The following is a 16,219-nucleotide window of genomic DNA, read 5'->3' on the forward strand; positions in this document are numbered from 1 at the left end:
AAAAGCCGTTTTTCGATAAGAAGAACGGCTTTTTAGTTATTCAGAGTTTTTATAATAAACTCTGCTCTTTCTGCAGGAGCTAAGCATGGGACTTCAATTAAATCATAATCTAAACTTTCATAAGTATCTTTTATCACATTGTAGGTTTCCTTAGCAAGCTGAAAATCTTGTTTTCGTTCATTATCTGTTTTGTATATTTCTTCCCAGGGAGGGAGGATGAAAACAACATTATTGTATCTGTACTTGTTTACCATGAGATTTAAACTCTCATCATAATCAAAGCTCATCAGGCATTCATAAGCATAGGTGTCTGGAATCCCACGGTCAAAAAAATAAAGATCATTAGCATCTAGTAGTTTGACAAAATCACGAACAGAATCTGAAAGCATTAATTTAGAATATTCTTTTGCATTTTTCCAAGGCAGAGCCTGACCATTGTTTTTTAATTGATCTTTAATAATCTCTCTGGCCACTTCAGGAATGCAGTTCATTTGTTGCTGTTGCAACTCATTTATTAAAGTTGTTTTGCCAACTCCTGGGCCACCGGTTATGATGTAAAAATTGTTTTTTATAATCATTTTTGTTAAATAGGTTTTTCTGTAAAATAATTAGAAGGGAGTGTGACGGTATCAGATAAAAATAGAAACCAGAAAATAAAACCTGATATTTGTATATGGGAAGTTTAAGAAAGAGATTCTCAGGCAGATTTCGTTGTCTCCTCTGTTCACAAAGATAGTGAAGTTTTTTTTAGATAGAATCAGGACTTTGATTGAAAACAGAGGTTGTAATCGACTGTTTATGGAAATCAAAAGAAATTGAATCCTATTAAAGAACATAAAATTCCTCTGATGAATAAAAGACTATTTATTCCCGCACTATATATAATTCTTCTTTTTTCGTGTAATAGAAAAACATCAATAGATTCTGTTTACGACCAAATTGCTGATATGATAAAGACAACAAGATCCAGTAAAAAAGATCATTTGAAAATTGAGATAGTTGGTGGTCATAGAGCAATGTTTGGTAAAAGGGGCATAGCTATAACAACATCACAGGATCAATGTCAGGTCCAATACTTTAGTACCCTTAACGATATCATACTTAGCCGGGGTCAGGATATTTTAAACGCAGACTATTCAATCAAATTAGATACAACTTATCAGGTGTCTGCAAAACAATTAATTGAAAATCTGATAACAGAAAAAAAAAGAGATCTCATGCGGCCTGCAACCTTCCAGATGCAGTATTATATCAGAGTTATTAAAAATCAAGATACAGCCAGCTTCACTTCCAGAGATGCCACGGGATTGGAAACTCTTTTTAGAAAAAACATATTAAAGGATTGATATATCCAGCGATATTATACAACCTTAAAAAGGTTTAGGTTTTGCAAACTATAGTGCTAAATTTGATAACTATAGTAGTTTATATTTCTTCATGCCAAAATTCAAATTCAGGACTTTTAATGACCGCTTCTCGAAAAAAGATACTTTCTGGTCTGAGCTGATAGGGAGTCCATTGATATTCTCTTTAGAAAGTAGAATATTTCATTCTATCAGCATAAGTCTAATGGTTGTGGCTTGTTTATATATACCGTATAATATATATGCAGGCTTATATGCTGCAGCACTGTCCGTTTTTTTATTTGCTTTGGTTTTTCTGCATCAATATTATCTTTCGAGATTTCATGGGAAAGTACATAACAGTACGTTATTCGGTTTAATAGGTGTTTTAATTTTAGGAGTCAATTATTTTTTAAATTCTGGAATCAATGGATCCACCGATCTCATATGGCCTGCCTACCTGCTGCTGGTATTTGCAATTTCTCCCCAGCGGCAACACATTAAATGGTTAATTATCTATTTGTTGTGCTTTCTGGTATTGCATATTATAGAATATTATTATCCTTTATTGGTGAAATATCCTTTTACTGCTGGAAAAGGACAGTTTATCGACAGGATTACCGCATTTCCTCTACCGGTACTTGTAATTTACATTGTCATTAGATTTATGAGGCGGAGTTATTATAAAGAACGAAAAGCTACAGAGGAAAAGACAATAGCAGTCCAGACATTAATGTCTATCATTTCGCACGACATGAAGGCTCCACTTATCAACATAAAAAGCTATCTGGAGTTATTAAATACACATGAGTTAGACTCCAAAGACCGACCTGTACTTGAAAGGGCATTACTTAAATCCACTAATAATGCTATGGAAATGCTTTCAAGTTTGTTGCATTGGTCGAAGTCACAGATGGAAGGGCCAAATGTAAATCTAGTTGCTATAAACTTGCTGACAGTACTGCAGGGGACGATGGAGATGGAAAGGGAACATGCCTTGAAAAAGAATATATCCCTGAACTATTATATCCCGAATGAATTAGAAGTAATTGCCGATGTAAATATGCTCCAGCTGGTGGTACGTAACTTGATCAGTAATGCGGTGAAATTTACGCAGCAAGGAGGACAAATTATTATTGAAGCTGAAGTGATATCAGGTGAATGCAGAATTACTGTTAATGATAATGGAAAAGGTATTCCCCTGGATAAACAGGAAAAGATTTTTTCTATCAGGTCCGATCCCGAATTTGGTACGGATAATGAAAGGGGCGTTGGTTTAGGTCTGGTGCTCTGCAAGGAGTTTACAGAGCGACAAGGTGGGAGGATAGGGTTTGAAAGTAATCCGGGGATTGGTTCCCGCTTTTTTATATTTGTAAAATTGAATTCAAAAAAATAGTGTCAGATTGGATGATTAATTAAAACTACTATGAAAATTATTGCAGCTGGGCTGACAGATATCGATCAGATTATGCTCATTGTTGAGCAGGCGATACGTATAATGCGTGAGAATGGGAATCATACACAATGGATAAATGGATATCCGTCAAGGGAAATTATACAGACTGATATTCTTAATAAACATGCTTTTGTATGTTTGGTAGATATGGAAATAGTAGGTTACTTTTGCTTTATGGAGGGGAATGATCCCGATCCGAATTATAAAGTAATTGAAGGAGGTACTTGGCTCAACAATGCTCCATATGGAGTGATACATCGATTGGCTTCGTCGGGAAAGGCAAAAGGAGTTGCGAAAAATGCTTTTGATTTTGCATTTAGTCGTATTAAGAATGTTAGAGTAGATACGAATCATGACAATATTCCAATGCAGAATTTTCTTAAGAATAGCGGCTTTATCTATTGCGGAGTCATCTATGTAAGTGATGGAACTCCAAGGGATGCTTTTCAGAAAGTGATTTTTAATTAACAGCTTTAGATTTCTTCTAAAACACTTTTGATGATCAGTAAACTATTTTCCATTTCATCAAAAGTCAAATGACCAAAGCCCATTCTAATGGCAGTAATGTTTTTGTTCTGATATAGTAGTGTTTTGGGAATAAACAATTGCTTTTTCTGACATCTCTGGCTGAGTTGCATTAGGTTTACTGGTTTTTTCCAGCGTAACCAAAGAGCAAGACCCCCAGTAGGAATGTTAACGTCTACCCAACCATTTAAATGTAAATGCAATAATTTTATACAATGATCACGACGCTCTCTGTATACTTTTAATGACTTTTTTAAATGACGATTAATGATGCCATCATCAATCATTTCTCCTAAAGCTTGTTCCATTAGCACATCACCCTGTCGGTCTATAATTCCAAGGTATTTCTGCATTTCTACCATCAGATTTTTTGGAGCTACAATAAAACCTGTACGGAATCCCGGCGCCAAAGATTTTCCAAAGGAACTTACATAAACAACCATTCCTGAGTTGTCTGTTGCAGCAAGTGGTAAATTGTTTAGTTTTTCATACTGAAAATCGTAATCATAGTCGTCTTCAACAATGATAAAGCCTTTCTCTTTAGCTAATTCTAAAAGAGCTAAGCGTCTTTTAGATGATAAGCTGACTGTTGTAGGGTAATGATGATGGGGAGTAACATAGACCATTCTTGGTGTTTGTTCTTTGCAGGTTTCTATCAACGAATCAATGCATAGACCTTCTTCGTCTATAGGGATGGATTGAATTCTGGCTCCGGATTTTTGGAAAATCATATTGGCAGAAAAATAGCTTAGCTCAGCCACAATAACCAAGTCGTCAGCTTGTAATAACAGTTCAGAAATGATGTACAAACTCATCTCAATACTACGTGTAATCAGTAGGTTTTGAGGAGAAATGTGAAATCCACGCGATACATTCAAATAATTGGAAAGGTGCTTTTTGAAATACTCACTTCCTTCCTGATTGTAATACCCCATTTTCTTGCGATTACTTTTGCGCTTCATATTTGCTGAATAGAAACGTGATAAGTCGTCTATTTGCGTTAATCGTATATCGGGTGTACCATCATTAAACACAAAATCGCAAGGGATGTATTCAAACGGATTGTCTAAAAGATTGGATTCTTGAAAAGAAAATCCTGTTTTTTGAGGGTAATAAATGTCGTTTTGTATTGATTTTGTTCGTTTGTTGATGTTCTCGTTTGAAAAGGGAAGTACAAAAGCTCCCTTATTTTGTTGAATGTTTATCCAACCTTGTTGGCTCAGATCTTCATAAGCGGCGGTAACCGTATTTCTATGTACTTCGAGTTCAGCACTTAAAGTGCGTGCTCCTGGTAATTTTTGATCGGGATAAAGAATTCCTCTTTGAATTGCACTTATAATATGATTTGAAATTTGTAGATAAATAGGCGTTTCCAAATCACGTTGTATTTGTACAAATGAAGCAAAAGGGAATCTAACCGGACTATTCATAATCTAAAAACCGGCACCTTGTAGCCGGCCGGAAAGTTACGAGTTTTGATGCAAACAGAAAAAGATGGATGAAATACTTCAATATGTCGTAGAAAATAACGTTCTGCATGCTAAGTGGCTTAATACCTTGTCTTTTTTAGAAAATGTGGGAGCCAGGAAAATTTCTGCTTGTGAGCAAGCTAACTCGGTAGACTTAATTCAGTTGAAACATGCTGCGGAGGAACACAGACATGCGTATTATTTGAAAAAACAAATCAGTAAAGTTGATGCATTAGCCTGTCCATTTTATGAAGCTAAAGATTTGCTGGCAGCACGCGAAACCTTTCATTACCTCAACGGTTTGGACCTGAAATGTGCCAGATTTTTGAAGAAGGAATTTGATTTGAGCGGAGATGCTTTGAAGTACGCATCGTATTTGTTTGTTACATATGCTATTGAAGTTCGGGCGGATGCTTTATATCCAGCTTATCAAGATGTTTTAACAAGGAATCAAAGTAAGGTGATGGTAAGGTCTATAATCGTTGAAGAAGAAGGGCATCTGGAAGAAATGATTCAACAATTGGAAAAGTTTCATCCCAATTGGAAAGAGTATGCTGATAAAGTAGTGGAAATGGAAACAGAATTAAATGAGAATTGGTTTTCTGCGATTTCAAAAGAAGTATTAGAAGTGATTACCGAACAAATACCATAAAATAAAATGACAACAGATTTAAGACACGACTGGAAAAAAGATGAAATATTAGCCATTTACAATAAGCCTTTATTGCAATTGGTATATGAGGCAGCAACGGTTCATAGAGCTTATCACAATCCAGAGGAAGTGCAGATTTCCACCTTATTATCGGTAAAAACAGGAGGTTGTCCTGAAGACTGTTCTTATTGTGGACAAGCAGCACGTTATCATACTGACATTAAAGTTCAGGCTTTGTTACCTACAGAGACTGTTTTAGCTCATGCAACAAAAGCAAAAAACAGTGGTTCTTCAAGGTTTTGCATGGCAGCAGCATGGCGTGAAGTGCGCAACAATAGCGATTTCGACAGAATTATCGAAATGGTGAAAGGTGTAAATGAGATGGGACTTGAGGTGTGTTGTACCCTGGGGATGTTAACAGAAGAACAAGCGCTTCGATTACAAGAAGCAGGATTGTATGCTTATAATCACAATCTGGATACTTCTGAAGAGTTTTATGATGATATCATCTCAACGCGAAAGTTTGACAACCGTATTAATACCATTAATAATGTACGAAAAGCAGGTATAACGGTTTGTTCTGGGGGTATTATTGGTTTAGGGGAAACAGATAAAGACCGTATTTCTATGCTTTGTACATTGGCAAATATGCAAAAACATCCAGAATCAGTTCCGATTAATGCATTGGCCCGTGTGAAGGGAACTCCATTGGAGAATAATCCGAAAGTGCCAATTTGGGATATGGTTAGAATGATTGCCACTGCAAGAATAGTGATGCCGGCTTCTATGGTACGATTAAGTGCGGGAAGAATTGAAATGAATGAAGAAGAACAAGCCTGGTGTTTTATGGCAGGTGCAAATTCTATATTTACAGGAGAACGCGAAACTTTGTTGGTCACTCCAAACCCGGGTGTTACGGAGGATATGCAGATGTTGGCAAACTTAGGTTTAAAGCCTATGGTAAAAGAAGCAAAATCAGTATGCTCACATTAAAGGAACGTGATAAAAAGGTAAACTGGCATCCTTATACGCAAATGAAAACTGCGCAGGATGTTATTCCTATTGTTAAGGGAAAAGGAACTTATTTGTATGATGATGAGGGTAAACAATATATTGATGCAGTTTCCTCTTGGTGGGTTACCCTACATGGACATGCTCATCCTTATATTACCGAAAAAGTTTCAGCGCAATTAAATACATTAGAACAAGTGATTTTTGCCGGATTTACGCATAAACCGGCCATTGAACTTTCAGAACGCTTACTTCAGCTTTTACCAAAGAATCAGCAAAAAGTTTTTTACACCGACAATGGATCAACAGCAGTTGAAGTTGCGTTGAAAATGTGTTTGCAATTTGATTACAATCAAGGGAAAAGCAGGAATAAAATCCTGGCTTTTAAAAATGGATATCATGGAGATACATTTGGCTCAATGTCTGTTAGTGGACGCGGTACATGGACTGAGCCTTTTAGAGGGATGCTATTCGATGTGATTTTTATCGATGTGCCGACAGAATCTAATTTGGATGATATTAAAAATATCATTAATTCTCATGAAGATATATGCTGCTTTGTGTATGAACCATTAGTGCAGGGAGCAGGAGGGATGCTGATGCACAAAGCGGAAGATTTAAGTGAATTGTTGGCATTTTGCAGGAGTAAAAAAATCTTATTGATTCAAGATGAGATTTTTGTAGGCTTCGGAAGAACCGGCAAAATGTTTGCTGCGAATCACTTGTCGACCGCTGCTGACGTGATGTGTTTTTCCAAAGGATTAACGGGGGGGACAATGCCTTTAGGAGTGACTACCTGCAATCAGGAAATTTATGATGCTTTTTATTCAAATGATAAAACTAAAGCATTGTTTCATGGGCATTCCTTTACAGCAAGCCCTCTGGCTTGTTCTGCCGCATTAGCTAGCATGGATTTACTTTTGGAAGATCAAACACAAAGTAATATCGCAAAAATTTGTGATCAACATGCAGCTTTTGCTAAGAAACTAAAGGATCATCCAAAAGTAGCAAAGGTTCGTCAGCAAGGAACTATTTTCGCTATGGAATGGAAAACAAATGAGCGTACTTCTTATTTTAGTGAAATGCATGATATTTTATATCCCTTCTTTTTAAGTAAAGGGATTTTGATGCGGCCACTTGGAAATATTATTTATCTGGTTCCTCCTTATTGTATCAGTGAAACCGACTTGAATTATATTTATGAAACTATATTGGAAGCACTGATGTTAATTTAAAACTTGAGATTTTAATAGATAAGGACTAAATTCAACAAATGGAACTCAAAACACTATCAATTCGTCCCTTTATTGGTGCAAAGGATTTTGAACTTTCTAAGAGCTTTTACCGTGATTTAGGTTTTGAGGAGGTAATCTTAACACCAAATATGTGTCTGTATAAGAATGGACAATTAGGATTTTACTTACAGGATGCCTATGTGCAAGACTGGGTAGATAATACTATGATCTTTATTGAGGTAGAGAATGCTAATAAATCTTATGAAGAACTACTTGCTTTAAAACTAACGAGTAAGTACGAAAATGTAAGGTTGATCCCTGTCAGGAATGAAGATTGGGGCAGAGAATGTTTTTTACATGATCCCTCAGGTATTCTATGGCATTTCGGTGAATTTTTTAACAAGTAGAATAATTAGTGCTATGTTTTATGAAACATAGCACTCGATTTTTTGCTCTACCTTCAGGTGTATCATTGCTTGCAATCGGATGTTCTGGTCCATAACCTTCAGCAGATAACCTATTCGCATCTATACCCAATTTTACTAACTCTTGCATTGCAGCGTTAGCTCTATCATTAGATAATGTTTTATTTAAAGAGGCATCACCGGTGTTGTCTGTATATCCTCCCATTTTTAAATGTACATTGGGATAAGCCTTTAAGATGGCAGCCATATTCTTTAACTGTTCTTGTGATTCTGGTTTTAAAGTAGTTTTACCAGTTTCAAAGTGCAATCTGTCAAATGTAAACCAGGTCGTTTTGTCAACTGGTTTATCTTTATCTTCAATAAATGAGATTTATTTGTTTTCTATTGAGTTTTCAGCAATGCTGATCTCGGCTCCGTCAGGAAGTTTTTTACGGATTGTTGCACCTAAATCTCTGACAAAATCTCCTGCCTCATTTAATTTTCCGAGACTAGAATCTATACGACTGCCTATAGCTTCTATACTACTTCCTATAGAATCCACACGTGTCGATAATGTATCGGTCATCCCTTCCATTTTCGTTTCATTACAACCTGATCTGCTCATTAACCACCATGCAGCAATCAATACAATGAGAATGGGTATTAATCATTTTAGGAATCCCCCTCCCGATTTTGTTTCTTGAACAGTGCCATATTTCAAAGGAGGTGCTTTAGGAATCTCAACCTTAGGAATGTTGACCTCAGGCATTTTTATAGCTTTTGGATAGGGTAGTGTGAAAATCATTTGACTTTGGTCACTGGTGCTTTTTTTGTAATCAGTTTTCCAACCCAAATAAATATTAAGGATAATACCAGAAAAACGATTAAGAGATAAAAACTATTTAAGATGACTTTATTGTATCCAATTGTATTTACATCAATAAATGGATAGGGGTAAAAATCAGAAATTGAGCCTCTTTGAAGAACTAATACTAAATCAGAATACCGCCATAATATTCGTTTGAACAGTGAAGTAACTGAAATACCTGATAATAGATTCTATCGCAGGGATTTGATTATTTACGATAGTGAGATAAAGTTGTGTTATTAAAGCAAACCATCCTGTGAAAAATCGGGCAATCAAGAATAATTTATTGGCTTTGTCACGATTTTGATCCATATTGCGGTCTATTAATTGACTATTGATTATAGTTGTTTTCCTTAAAATTGCATTAAAATAAATAGATTAACACATGCTTAAGATTAAAAATTTACAAAGAGGAATATTATTTCATATCATCACTCTTTGTATGACCTTTTCTGCGCTTGCGCAGGATAAAGATTCTGTATTGTTTGTTAATACAGCTTTTGAAACCAAAAAAATTGCATCCGGTGTAATTTGGAAAAGTCATAATTTTCAAAATAAAGACCTTTTTGGAACTAACCAAAACATCAATATCCTGGAAGTGAAAGCTAAAAAACGGAATCGGTTTTTTATAGGTTTTGAGGAGATTGAACTTAAACCGGTATCCGAATTTGCTAATAGAAGTGGAGCCGTGGCGGGGATTAATGGAACTTTTTTCGATGTTAAAAAAGGAGGGTCGATAGATTACATCAGGGTTGAAGGACAAACGAAAACGAAGAATAGACTTTCTGCAGCTGGGAAAAGGGATCCAAAACATCAGACAGCGGCAGTAGTTATCAATAAAGGAAAAATATCCATTCAAAAATGGGATGGTTCTGAGGATTGGGAAGAAAGGTTGACAGGAGAGGATGTTATGCTTAGCGGACCTTTACTTGTTTTTAATAGTAAAGAAGAAAAGTTAGACTCTACAAAATTTGCTCTTAGCAGACACCCACGTACGGCAATAGTTCAGACTAAGAACAAAAGAATCTTGTTAATTACTGTAGATGGGAGAAATGAAAATTCTGCGGGGATGAGTCTTTTTGAACTCAGCAAGATCATGAAGTGGTTAAATGCTAAGGATGGAATTAATCTTGATGGAGGTGGTTCTACAACATTTTGGATTAAAGGGCAGTATGATAATGGAGTTGTAAATTATCCAACAGATAATAAAAAATGGGACCATAATGGTGAAAGGAAAGTTGCTAACGCAATATTGTTAAGTTCCCCTGGAAAATGAAATTTCAAAGATAGATAGTCCTAATCCACAATAGGGGCACTTTCAACTCCAACCTCAGGCAGTTTTTCTCCAGCTAACTCTAATAAAGTGGTTTCAATTGTTATACACATTGCATTCAGAGCAAGAGCATTTGCTTCGGTGCCAAAAGGTTGTTCAATCTCATCGGCAATAGCTTCAAAAGCAACAAACGTATATGCAATAAAAACAACAATCAATGGGGTGAGCCATTGCAAACTATCTACCAAACCGAAGGGCAATAGAAAGCAGTATAGGTAGACAGTACGATGTAGTAATACTTGGTAACTATATGGAATAGGCGTAGATATAATTCTTTCACAACCTCCAGTTATATCGGATAATTTATCCAGATTCTCGTCAAATCTAGCCTGTTGTATGGAGTCAATTTTATGATCTCTTTTAGCATTTTTAACCCATTCGGCCATAAGCTTCATAATCATAATAGGTTTAAATCTTGATGTTGAAATCATCTTAAACTGTTCTTCATTTAAACGGGTTTTTAGATCTTGTTCAGCATCTGTACCTCTGAGCTGATGTTTCAAAGCGTATGTAAATGATATAAGTAACTTAATAAAGTCAGTTGTAAGCTTATTGTCCATCTCGACATTTGGTAAGGTTAGCGCTTGACGTGCCAACGATCGGGTATCAATTAATAAGCCACCCCAAAGTTTTCGCCCTTCCCAAAAGCGATCGTAGCTAACACTGTTGCGAAAACCAAGGAATAGAGCAAGGACGAATCCGAATAAAGTTAAAGGTGTTGGATTTAGGGGAACCTTGAATGAGAAAATAGTCCCACGAAACCATACCACACAAATCGACATAATAAGAAGTAAAATTAATCGTGGAAGAACTGTTGGTAGCACAGATCCCTGCCATATAAAAAGCATTTTAAACCAGTGTTCTTTCTTTCTTATAATCATTCAGCAAATTTATTAAAAAAGATTAAGCCTTAACTTTAGCAAGTGGACTATTATAGTGATTTTTAATTAGCTGTAAAAGTTGATTTTTATGTCCATATTTATATGTTTTTAATTGAGATAATGTAGATTATGATAAAGATAATAATGATTCAAACAGTCTCAATTTTGTTTAGCTGTTTGTTATGGACATCGGTTTTTTCACAGTCAAAACCTTACACACCTGTTTCTAAAGAATTGTATGCAACGATTATGCAAATGGATAGTCTTCTATTTAATGCATCTAATGCTGGTAATATAGATAAACTTAAAACTTTCTTTACTGAAGATCTTGAATTCTTTCATGATGTTGGGGGCCTGGCAGGGTACAAGGAAACTGTTGATAATTTTAGAAGAGTTGCTAAAAATTACAGTAATACAAGGCGGGTGTTAATTCCTGGCAGTGTAGAAGTATATCCAATCAAAGATTATGGTGCTATCCAAACTGGATTACATAAGTTTTGTCGTCTTGAGAATGGCTCTCTGATCAATTGTGGAACTTTCAAATTTGTTCATGTTTGGAAGCATACGCCAGATGGCTGGAAGGTTTCAAGAGTTATTAGTTACGGTCATTAAAAAGTTTATAAATCAAGATAAATTACAAAAACCATTATGAATTAACCAGAAATGGATAAGGTTATTACTTTTACAAGGATATTTTCAGACTACCACATTAGAAGGGGGGAGCCTACATATTTTGTGGAGCAGATATTGAATAATCTTAGCAATCAAAATATTAATTGTAATGTTATTCATGTCGAAAAACAACTGGGACATACACTACTTGCTGGATTTAGAACGAAATGCGGGTCAAAAGGACATACTATACGTTCAGGCTATAATTGGAGCGTTGGAGATAAATTTTCTGTGGGAATATGGCTGGATAAACCAAATGTTTCTGAAATGTTAATTCTTGAACCAATTATTGAGATTAAAAAGATCTGGACATTTGATTGTGATGATAATGGAGAAATTAAAGTAGATGGCATTTGCATAGATCTCAAATTAATAGAGAAAATTGCTAAAAATGATGGCTTGTCACTGCAGGATTTTGAAGAATGGCTGATTGTGCCTTGTCGTAAAGCTAAAAAGCCATTTAATGGGCAGATCATTTGCTGGGATGAAGCAATAAAATATGAATTGCATTCTCTAAATTTGAAAGACAATACTTATTAATTACTTTTTAAAGATAAAATAGTGCAGAACATTAAAAATATCATATTTGATTATGGAAACGTAATCTTCGAAATAGATTTCAAAAAGACGCAGGAAGCTTTAAGCCAATTAGGAATTACAAATAGTACAGAGTTTTTTGCACATAAAAGTCATCATAATCTTTTTAATGATTTTGAAACTGCAGCAATTTCTCCAGCTCAGTTTAGGGAGGGAATACGTGAAGCTGCAGGCAATAATGATTTAACAGATGAAGCAATTGATGCGGCATGGAATAGTCTGTTGATTGGTGTACCTCCAGGTATTCATGATGTATTGTTAAGAGTTAAGCAAAAATATCGTACTTTCTTACTAAGCAATAACAATGAAACTCATTACAACTACATTGTTGATTATCTGAAAAAGGAATTTGACATGGCAGATAATAGTAGCCTTTTTGAAAGAGCATATTATTCACAGCAAATGTATTTACGTAAACCTAACGTAGAGATTTTTGAATCGGTGATTAAAGAGAATGGACTGAGTCCTGCCGAAACCCTGTTTATTGATGATAGTCCGCAACACATAGAAGGAGCTAAATTGGCAGGATTGAATACCTTGCTTATGACTAAACATCCAAGAGAATTGGAGCAGGTATTGATTGATAATCATATCTTATAATTGATAGATTTCCTCTATATCTGTATAGATATTTACAGTTTGTTTTTCGATTGCATTATCCATAAATTTATGTAGTTCCTTTTAAATGAACAATTAAATTAATATGCAATGGAAGACAATAATACAAACAAACGCAAGCTGACAACAGCATCAGGAAGACCTTATGCTGAACATGAAAATACGCAGTCTGTAGGTAGTAGGGGGCCTTTATTATTGCAGGATTTTATTCTGCATGAAAAAATGGCACACTTTAATCGTGAAAGAATTCCAGAACGTGTTGTACATGCCAAAGGTACAGGTGCTTATGGAACTTTTAAAGTAACACATGATATTTCTAAATATACTAAGGCGAAGATTTTCTCTAAAATTGGGAATGAGTGCAAAGTATTCTTAAGGTTCTCTACTGTAGGTGGTGAGAAGGGCAGTGCAGATTCTGAGAGAGACCCACGGGGATTTGCAGTCAAGTTTTATACAGAAGACGGAAACTGGGATCTGGTAGGTAACAATACACCTGTATTCTTCGTTAAAGACCCTAAAAAATTTAGTGATTTTATCCATACACAGAAAAGAGACCCGAGAACAAATTTAAAGAGTCCGACTATGATGTGGGACTTCTGGTCATTAAACCCTGAAAGTTTGCACCAGGTAGCAATATTGATGACGGATAGAGGAACACCTTTCTCTTATCGTCATATGGATGGCTTTAGTAGTCATACTTATTCAATGATTGATAAGGATAATAAAAGAGTTTGGGTTAAATTTCATTTTAAGACTCAACAGGGTATAAAGAACTTTACCGGCCCAGAAGCTGATGCTATGCGTACTACAGATATGGACCATTCACAACGTGATTTGGTAGATGCTATTGATCGTGGTGATTTCCCTAGATGGAGTTTGAAAATTCAAGTGATGACAGAAGAGCAAGCTAAAACATTTAGATGGAATCCATTTGACCTGACTAAGGTTTGGCCACATGCTGAATTCCCTTTGATTGATGCAGGTGTTTTAGAATTGAATCAGATTCCAAGAAACTATTTTGCGCATGTTGAACAGTCGGCATTTGCTCCTTCAAACACTATTGACGGTATTGGTTACTCTCCTGATAAAATGCTTCAGGGAAGAATTTTATCTTATGCAGATGCACACCGCTACAGATTAGGGGTAAACTATGAGCAGATACCTGTAAATGCCTGTCCTTTCATGATAAATAACTATCACAGAGACGGCCATATGCGAATTGATGGAAATGGGGAAGAAGGACCTAATTATTATCCAAATAGCTTTGGCGATGTTGTCCCTGATGAAAGCTATAAAGAACCAGCATGGGAATTGGAGTCTAATGTGGCCGATTGGTATGACAGGAATGCTGGCCCTGGTGATGATGACCACTATACACAACCAGGCGATCTTTTTCGTAAGGTTTTAGACGAGGAGGGTAAAAGAAATATGATCAATAATATTGTTGGTGCCATGAGCGGCATTACAGGGCCTAAACGCGACAAAATTATCAATCTGCAACTTTGTCATTGGTTTAGAGCAGATATTGGTCTTGGAATGGCAATAGCTAAAGGCTTAGGAGTAGATGTAGATCAGGCAATGCCTAAACAACACAGCTAGTTAATTCTGTCAGCTTAAAATGCATTTAAAGGAGGATGTCATAAATCTAAAGGATATCCTCCTTTTTTATGATGGAAAGAATGTTTTTAAAAGATCTTTTAAATCTGCAATTAACAAAGGTTTCTTAAGTAATCTGGCTACATATAAACTGGCTTCTGCTCTTTGAATGTCTCCAAAATCAAGAGTTGAAGAAAGCATTGCTATTAAACAAGAATCTGTAAATCGTTTAGGAAGCTTTTTATAGAGTTCTAAGAAATCAAAGCCATCCATGTCGGGCATTTGTATATCCAGTAAAATTAAATCAGGTAATTTACTCTTGTTGTTAAGTCCTTTATTAAGAAAAGCCAAGGCTTCCTCACCTGATTTACAGGTTATGATTTCATTAAATAAGTTAGATAATTGAATGATTTTTGAATTGATTTTTAAATCAACAACATTGTCATCTATTAATAAAACAGTTGTGGGCTTATTTAACATTAGGAATTGTAATTTTAAATGTAGTGCCTTCAGTGTCAGAGCTTACAGCTATTTTTCCATTAATCTTGTTTAAGGCCTCTTTTACAATAAATAGGCCTAATCCACTACCATGGTTAATACTACTTTTGAAGAACTGAGTAAATATTTTTTCTAAATGCTCATTTAAGATTCCCATACCATTATCTGCAATTGAAATCTCTGCGAATTCTTTACTCACTTCAATATTTATATTTACCTTTTTATTTGTCTCATTCTCTTTTTGATATTTTATGGCATTAGAAATCAGATTACCAAGTATGACTTCTATCCGAAAAGCATCACCATAAAAAGCTGTCTGCTGATTGATGTTAACAGTAAAGGTAGTTTTCTTATCAGTAAAAGAATAAAGTTCTATTAGACCAGGTATTAGCTGTTCAAAATCCACCAATGTGTGTTCAGAAATCATTTTATTATTTCTGTAATATTGAAGCGTTTTCTGAATATAATAATCCAACCTGTTTGAACAGGTTTCTATCAGTCCCCAATATTCACTATTAGCCTCATAAACACCTTCCATCTTAACCAGATTGATTACTCCCATAGTTGATACCAAAGGAGCCCTGAGCTCATGAGAAATGCTGTAAATGAATCTGTTTAATTCGTCGTTTGTCTTTTCTAGTTCCGCAACTTTATTTCTAAGATCAATCTTAGCCCTATAAGCATCATAGGCATTTTTGATGGAATTATGAAGCTCCAGATCATTCCATGGTTTTGTAATATAACGGTATATATCACCATGGTTAATTGCATCAGCAAGCGCTTCAATATCCGTATAACCTGTAAGCAAAATTCTAATTGGATCAGGAAATGTTTCTGTAATGCTTTTAAAAAACTCTACACCTGTAGTACCTGGCATTTTCTGATCTGCAAGGATAACCTGTATTGATATGTTTTGAAGTATCTTTAAGCCTTCAGCAGCAGAAATAGCTGTATAAATCTCGTACTGTCGCCTAAAACTGGCTTTAAATGCCTGTAGGTTATTTTCCTCATCATCGATATATAGAACTCTTACATTCGCTGCGGCCATATTATGAGATTTG

General features: G+C 35.4%; 20 protein-coding genes. 12 read left to right on the top strand and 8 right to left on the bottom strand.

Features of this window, described 5'->3' with window-relative positions:
* Positions 1-32: 32 nt before the first annotated feature.
* On the bottom strand, positions 33-578 hold the full coding sequence (locus ABDJ41_RS12165; protein WP_349786288.1) for an AAA family ATPase: 546 nt from the start codon (positions 576-578) through the stop codon (positions 33-35).
* Positions 579-947: 369 nt separating this feature from the next.
* Between ABDJ41_RS12165 and ABDJ41_RS12170 the strand changes: the two genes are divergently transcribed.
* The 3 genes from ABDJ41_RS12170 to ABDJ41_RS12180 all read left to right on the top strand — a co-directional run bounded on the left by ABDJ41_RS12170 (position 948) and on the right by ABDJ41_RS12180 (position 3,267).
* A complete protein-coding gene (locus ABDJ41_RS12170; RefSeq protein WP_349786289.1) occupies positions 948-1,346 on the top strand; it encodes a hypothetical protein in 399 nt (132 codons plus the stop codon).
* A 91-nt stretch (positions 1,347-1,437) separates the two neighbouring features.
* Positions 1,438-2,739: a sensor histidine kinase gene (locus tag ABDJ41_RS12175; RefSeq protein WP_349786290.1), complete on the top strand. Its 1,302-nt coding sequence runs from the start codon at positions 1,438-1,440 to the stop codon at positions 2,737-2,739.
* Positions 2,740-2,769: 30 nt separating this feature from the next.
* Positions 2,770-3,267, top strand: coding sequence for a GNAT family N-acetyltransferase (locus ABDJ41_RS12180; RefSeq protein WP_349786291.1), 498 nt, complete (start codon positions 2,770-2,772; stop codon positions 3,265-3,267).
* A gap of 5 nt (positions 3,268-3,272) precedes the next feature.
* Here the strand turns inward: ABDJ41_RS12180 and ABDJ41_RS12185 are convergent, their stop codons facing one another.
* Positions 3,273-4,754 (bottom strand): aminotransferase-like domain-containing protein, encoded by a 1,482-nt coding sequence (locus ABDJ41_RS12185; RefSeq protein ID WP_349786292.1) that lies wholly within the window; start codon positions 4,752-4,754, stop codon positions 3,273-3,275.
* A gap of 64 nt (positions 4,755-4,818) precedes the next feature.
* Here ABDJ41_RS12185 and ABDJ41_RS12190 point away from each other — a divergent pair, with 64 nt between their 5' ends.
* From ABDJ41_RS12190 to ABDJ41_RS12205, 4 genes are read left to right on the top strand one after another with little or no spacing between them, the layout of a single operon-like run.
* Positions 4,819-5,445 carry a hypothetical protein gene (locus ABDJ41_RS12190; RefSeq protein ID WP_349786293.1) on the top strand — a complete coding sequence of 209 codons (627 nt, stop codon included), beginning with the start codon at positions 4,819-4,821 and terminating at the stop codon, positions 5,443-5,445.
* A 6-nt stretch (positions 5,446-5,451) separates the two neighbouring features.
* Positions 5,452-6,438 carry a biotin synthase BioB gene (bioB, locus tag ABDJ41_RS12195; protein ID WP_349786294.1) on the top strand — a complete coding sequence of 329 codons (987 nt, stop codon included), beginning with the start codon at positions 5,452-5,454 and terminating at the stop codon, positions 6,436-6,438.
* Positions 6,426-7,691: an adenosylmethionine--8-amino-7-oxononanoate transaminase gene (bioA, locus tag ABDJ41_RS12200; RefSeq protein ID WP_349786295.1), complete on the top strand. Its 1,266-nt coding sequence runs from the start codon at positions 6,426-6,428 to the stop codon at positions 7,689-7,691. The genes bioB and bioA overlap by 13 nt, the downstream gene beginning before the upstream one ends.
* 38 nt (positions 7,692-7,729) lie before the next feature.
* On the top strand, positions 7,730-8,098 hold the full coding sequence (locus ABDJ41_RS12205; protein ID WP_349786296.1) for a VOC family protein: 369 nt from the start codon (positions 7,730-7,732) through the stop codon (positions 8,096-8,098).
* Here ABDJ41_RS12205 and ABDJ41_RS12210 read toward each other — a convergent pair.
* The 3 genes from ABDJ41_RS12210 to ABDJ41_RS22995 form a co-directional block, all read right to left on the bottom strand.
* A complete protein-coding gene (locus ABDJ41_RS12210) occupies positions 8,088-8,423 on the bottom strand; it encodes an OmpA family protein (RefSeq protein WP_349786297.1) in 336 nt (111 codons plus the stop codon). The two genes, ABDJ41_RS12205 and ABDJ41_RS12210, sit on opposite strands and share 11 nt — an antisense overlap.
* A gap of 63 nt (positions 8,424-8,486) precedes the next feature.
* On the bottom strand, positions 8,487-8,681 hold the full coding sequence (locus tag ABDJ41_RS12215; protein WP_349786298.1) for a hypothetical protein: 195 nt from the start codon (positions 8,679-8,681) through the stop codon (positions 8,487-8,489).
* A 215-nt stretch (positions 8,682-8,896) separates the two neighbouring features.
* Positions 8,897-9,139, bottom strand: a complete 243-nt coding sequence (locus tag ABDJ41_RS22995) for a Pr6Pr family membrane protein (protein WP_502930337.1) — start codon at positions 9,137-9,139, stop codon at positions 8,897-8,899.
* Between the two features lie 209 nt (positions 9,140-9,348).
* On the opposite strand from ABDJ41_RS22995, the gene ABDJ41_RS12220 reads away from it, so the two are divergent.
* Positions 9,349-10,239: a phosphodiester glycosidase family protein gene (locus tag ABDJ41_RS12220; protein ID WP_349786299.1), complete on the top strand. Its 891-nt coding sequence runs from the start codon at positions 9,349-9,351 to the stop codon at positions 10,237-10,239.
* A 20-nt stretch (positions 10,240-10,259) separates the two neighbouring features.
* Here the strand turns inward: ABDJ41_RS12220 and ABDJ41_RS12225 are convergent, their stop codons facing one another.
* Positions 10,260-11,177 (bottom strand): bestrophin family protein, encoded by a 918-nt coding sequence (locus tag ABDJ41_RS12225; RefSeq protein ID WP_349786300.1) that lies wholly within the window; start codon positions 11,175-11,177, stop codon positions 10,260-10,262.
* Between the two features lie 129 nt (positions 11,178-11,306).
* Between ABDJ41_RS12225 and ABDJ41_RS12230 the strand changes: the two genes are divergently transcribed.
* The 4 genes from ABDJ41_RS12230 (at position 11,307) to ABDJ41_RS12245 (ending at position 14,663) form a co-directional block, all read left to right on the top strand.
* Positions 11,307-11,789, top strand: coding sequence for a nuclear transport factor 2 family protein (locus ABDJ41_RS12230; RefSeq protein ID WP_349786301.1), 483 nt, complete (start codon positions 11,307-11,309; stop codon positions 11,787-11,789).
* A gap of 51 nt (positions 11,790-11,840) precedes the next feature.
* Positions 11,841-12,389: a hypothetical protein gene (locus ABDJ41_RS12235; protein ID WP_349786302.1), complete on the top strand. Its 549-nt coding sequence runs from the start codon at positions 11,841-11,843 to the stop codon at positions 12,387-12,389.
* Between the two features lie 21 nt (positions 12,390-12,410).
* Positions 12,411-13,046 carry an HAD family hydrolase gene (locus ABDJ41_RS12240; protein ID WP_349786303.1) on the top strand — a complete coding sequence of 212 codons (636 nt, stop codon included), beginning with the start codon at positions 12,411-12,413 and terminating at the stop codon, positions 13,044-13,046.
* A 108-nt stretch (positions 13,047-13,154) separates the two neighbouring features.
* Positions 13,155-14,663 (top strand): catalase, encoded by a 1,509-nt coding sequence (locus ABDJ41_RS12245; protein ID WP_349786304.1) that lies wholly within the window; start codon positions 13,155-13,157, stop codon positions 14,661-14,663.
* Between the two features lie 66 nt (positions 14,664-14,729).
* Here ABDJ41_RS12245 and ABDJ41_RS12250 read toward each other — a convergent pair whose 3' ends face one another.
* Positions 14,730-15,140, bottom strand: coding sequence for a response regulator (locus ABDJ41_RS12250; RefSeq protein ID WP_349786305.1), 411 nt, complete (start codon positions 15,138-15,140; stop codon positions 14,730-14,732).
* The gene (locus tag ABDJ41_RS12255) at positions 15,130-16,206 is read right to left on the bottom strand and encodes a hybrid sensor histidine kinase/response regulator (RefSeq protein ID WP_349786306.1); all 1,077 of its coding nucleotides are present in this window, start codon (positions 16,204-16,206) and stop codon (positions 15,130-15,132) included. Before ABDJ41_RS12255 ends, ABDJ41_RS12250 begins: the two co-directional genes overlap by 11 nt.
* Positions 16,207-16,219 lie beyond the last annotated feature (13 nt).

It is taken from the genome of Pedobacter sp. ASV1-7 (genome assembly GCF_040203335.1).
Lineage (GTDB): Bacteria > Bacteroidota > Bacteroidia > Sphingobacteriales > Sphingobacteriaceae > Pedobacter.

Bases quoted from the DNA above. Each gene is read 5' to 3' on its own strand.
- ABDJ41_RS12175 (WP_349786290.1), top strand. From the start codon at position 1,438: ATGCCAAAATTCAAATTCAGGACTTTTAATGACCGCTTCTCGAAAAAA.
- ABDJ41_RS12190 (WP_349786293.1), top strand. From the start codon at position 4,819: ATGGATGAAATACTTCAATATGTCGTAGAAAATAACGTTCTGCATGCT.
- bioA (WP_349786295.1), top strand. From the start codon at position 6,426: ATGCTCACATTAAAGGAACGTGATAAAAAGGTAAACTGGCATCCTTAT.
- ABDJ41_RS12170 (WP_349786289.1), top strand. From the start codon at position 948: ATGATAAAGACAACAAGATCCAGTAAAAAAGATCATTTGAAAATTGAG.
- ABDJ41_RS12230 (WP_349786301.1), top strand. From the start codon at position 11,307: ATGATAAAGATAATAATGATTCAAACAGTCTCAATTTTGTTTAGCTGT.
- ABDJ41_RS12180 (WP_349786291.1), top strand. From the start codon at position 2,770: ATGAAAATTATTGCAGCTGGGCTGACAGATATCGATCAGATTATGCTC.
- ABDJ41_RS12215 (WP_349786298.1), bottom strand. From the start codon at position 8,681: ATGACCGATACATTATCGACACGTGTGGATTCTATAGGAAGTAGTATA.
- ABDJ41_RS12205 (WP_349786296.1), top strand. From the start codon at position 7,730: ATGGAACTCAAAACACTATCAATTCGTCCCTTTATTGGTGCAAAGGAT.
- bioB (WP_349786294.1), top strand. From the start codon at position 5,452: ATGACAACAGATTTAAGACACGACTGGAAAAAAGATGAAATATTAGCC.
- ABDJ41_RS12245 (WP_349786304.1), top strand. From the start codon at position 13,155: ATGGAAGACAATAATACAAACAAACGCAAGCTGACAACAGCATCAGGA.
- ABDJ41_RS12165 (WP_349786288.1), bottom strand. From the start codon at position 578: ATGATTATAAAAAACAATTTTTACATCATAACCGGTGGCCCAGGAGTT.
- ABDJ41_RS12250 (WP_349786305.1), bottom strand. From the start codon at position 15,140: ATGTTAAATAAGCCCACAACTGTTTTATTAATAGATGACAATGTTGTT.
- ABDJ41_RS12235 (WP_349786302.1), top strand. From the start codon at position 11,841: ATGGATAAGGTTATTACTTTTACAAGGATATTTTCAGACTACCACATT.
- ABDJ41_RS12225 (WP_349786300.1), bottom strand. From the start codon at position 11,177: ATGATTATAAGAAAGAAAGAACACTGGTTTAAAATGCTTTTTATATGG.
- ABDJ41_RS12255 (WP_349786306.1), bottom strand. From the start codon at position 16,206: ATGGCCGCAGCGAATGTAAGAGTTCTATATATCGATGATGAGGAAAAT.
- ABDJ41_RS12220 (WP_349786299.1), top strand. From the start codon at position 9,349: ATGCTTAAGATTAAAAATTTACAAAGAGGAATATTATTTCATATCATC.
- ABDJ41_RS12185 (WP_349786292.1), bottom strand. From the start codon at position 4,754: ATGAATAGTCCGGTTAGATTCCCTTTTGCTTCATTTGTACAAATACAA.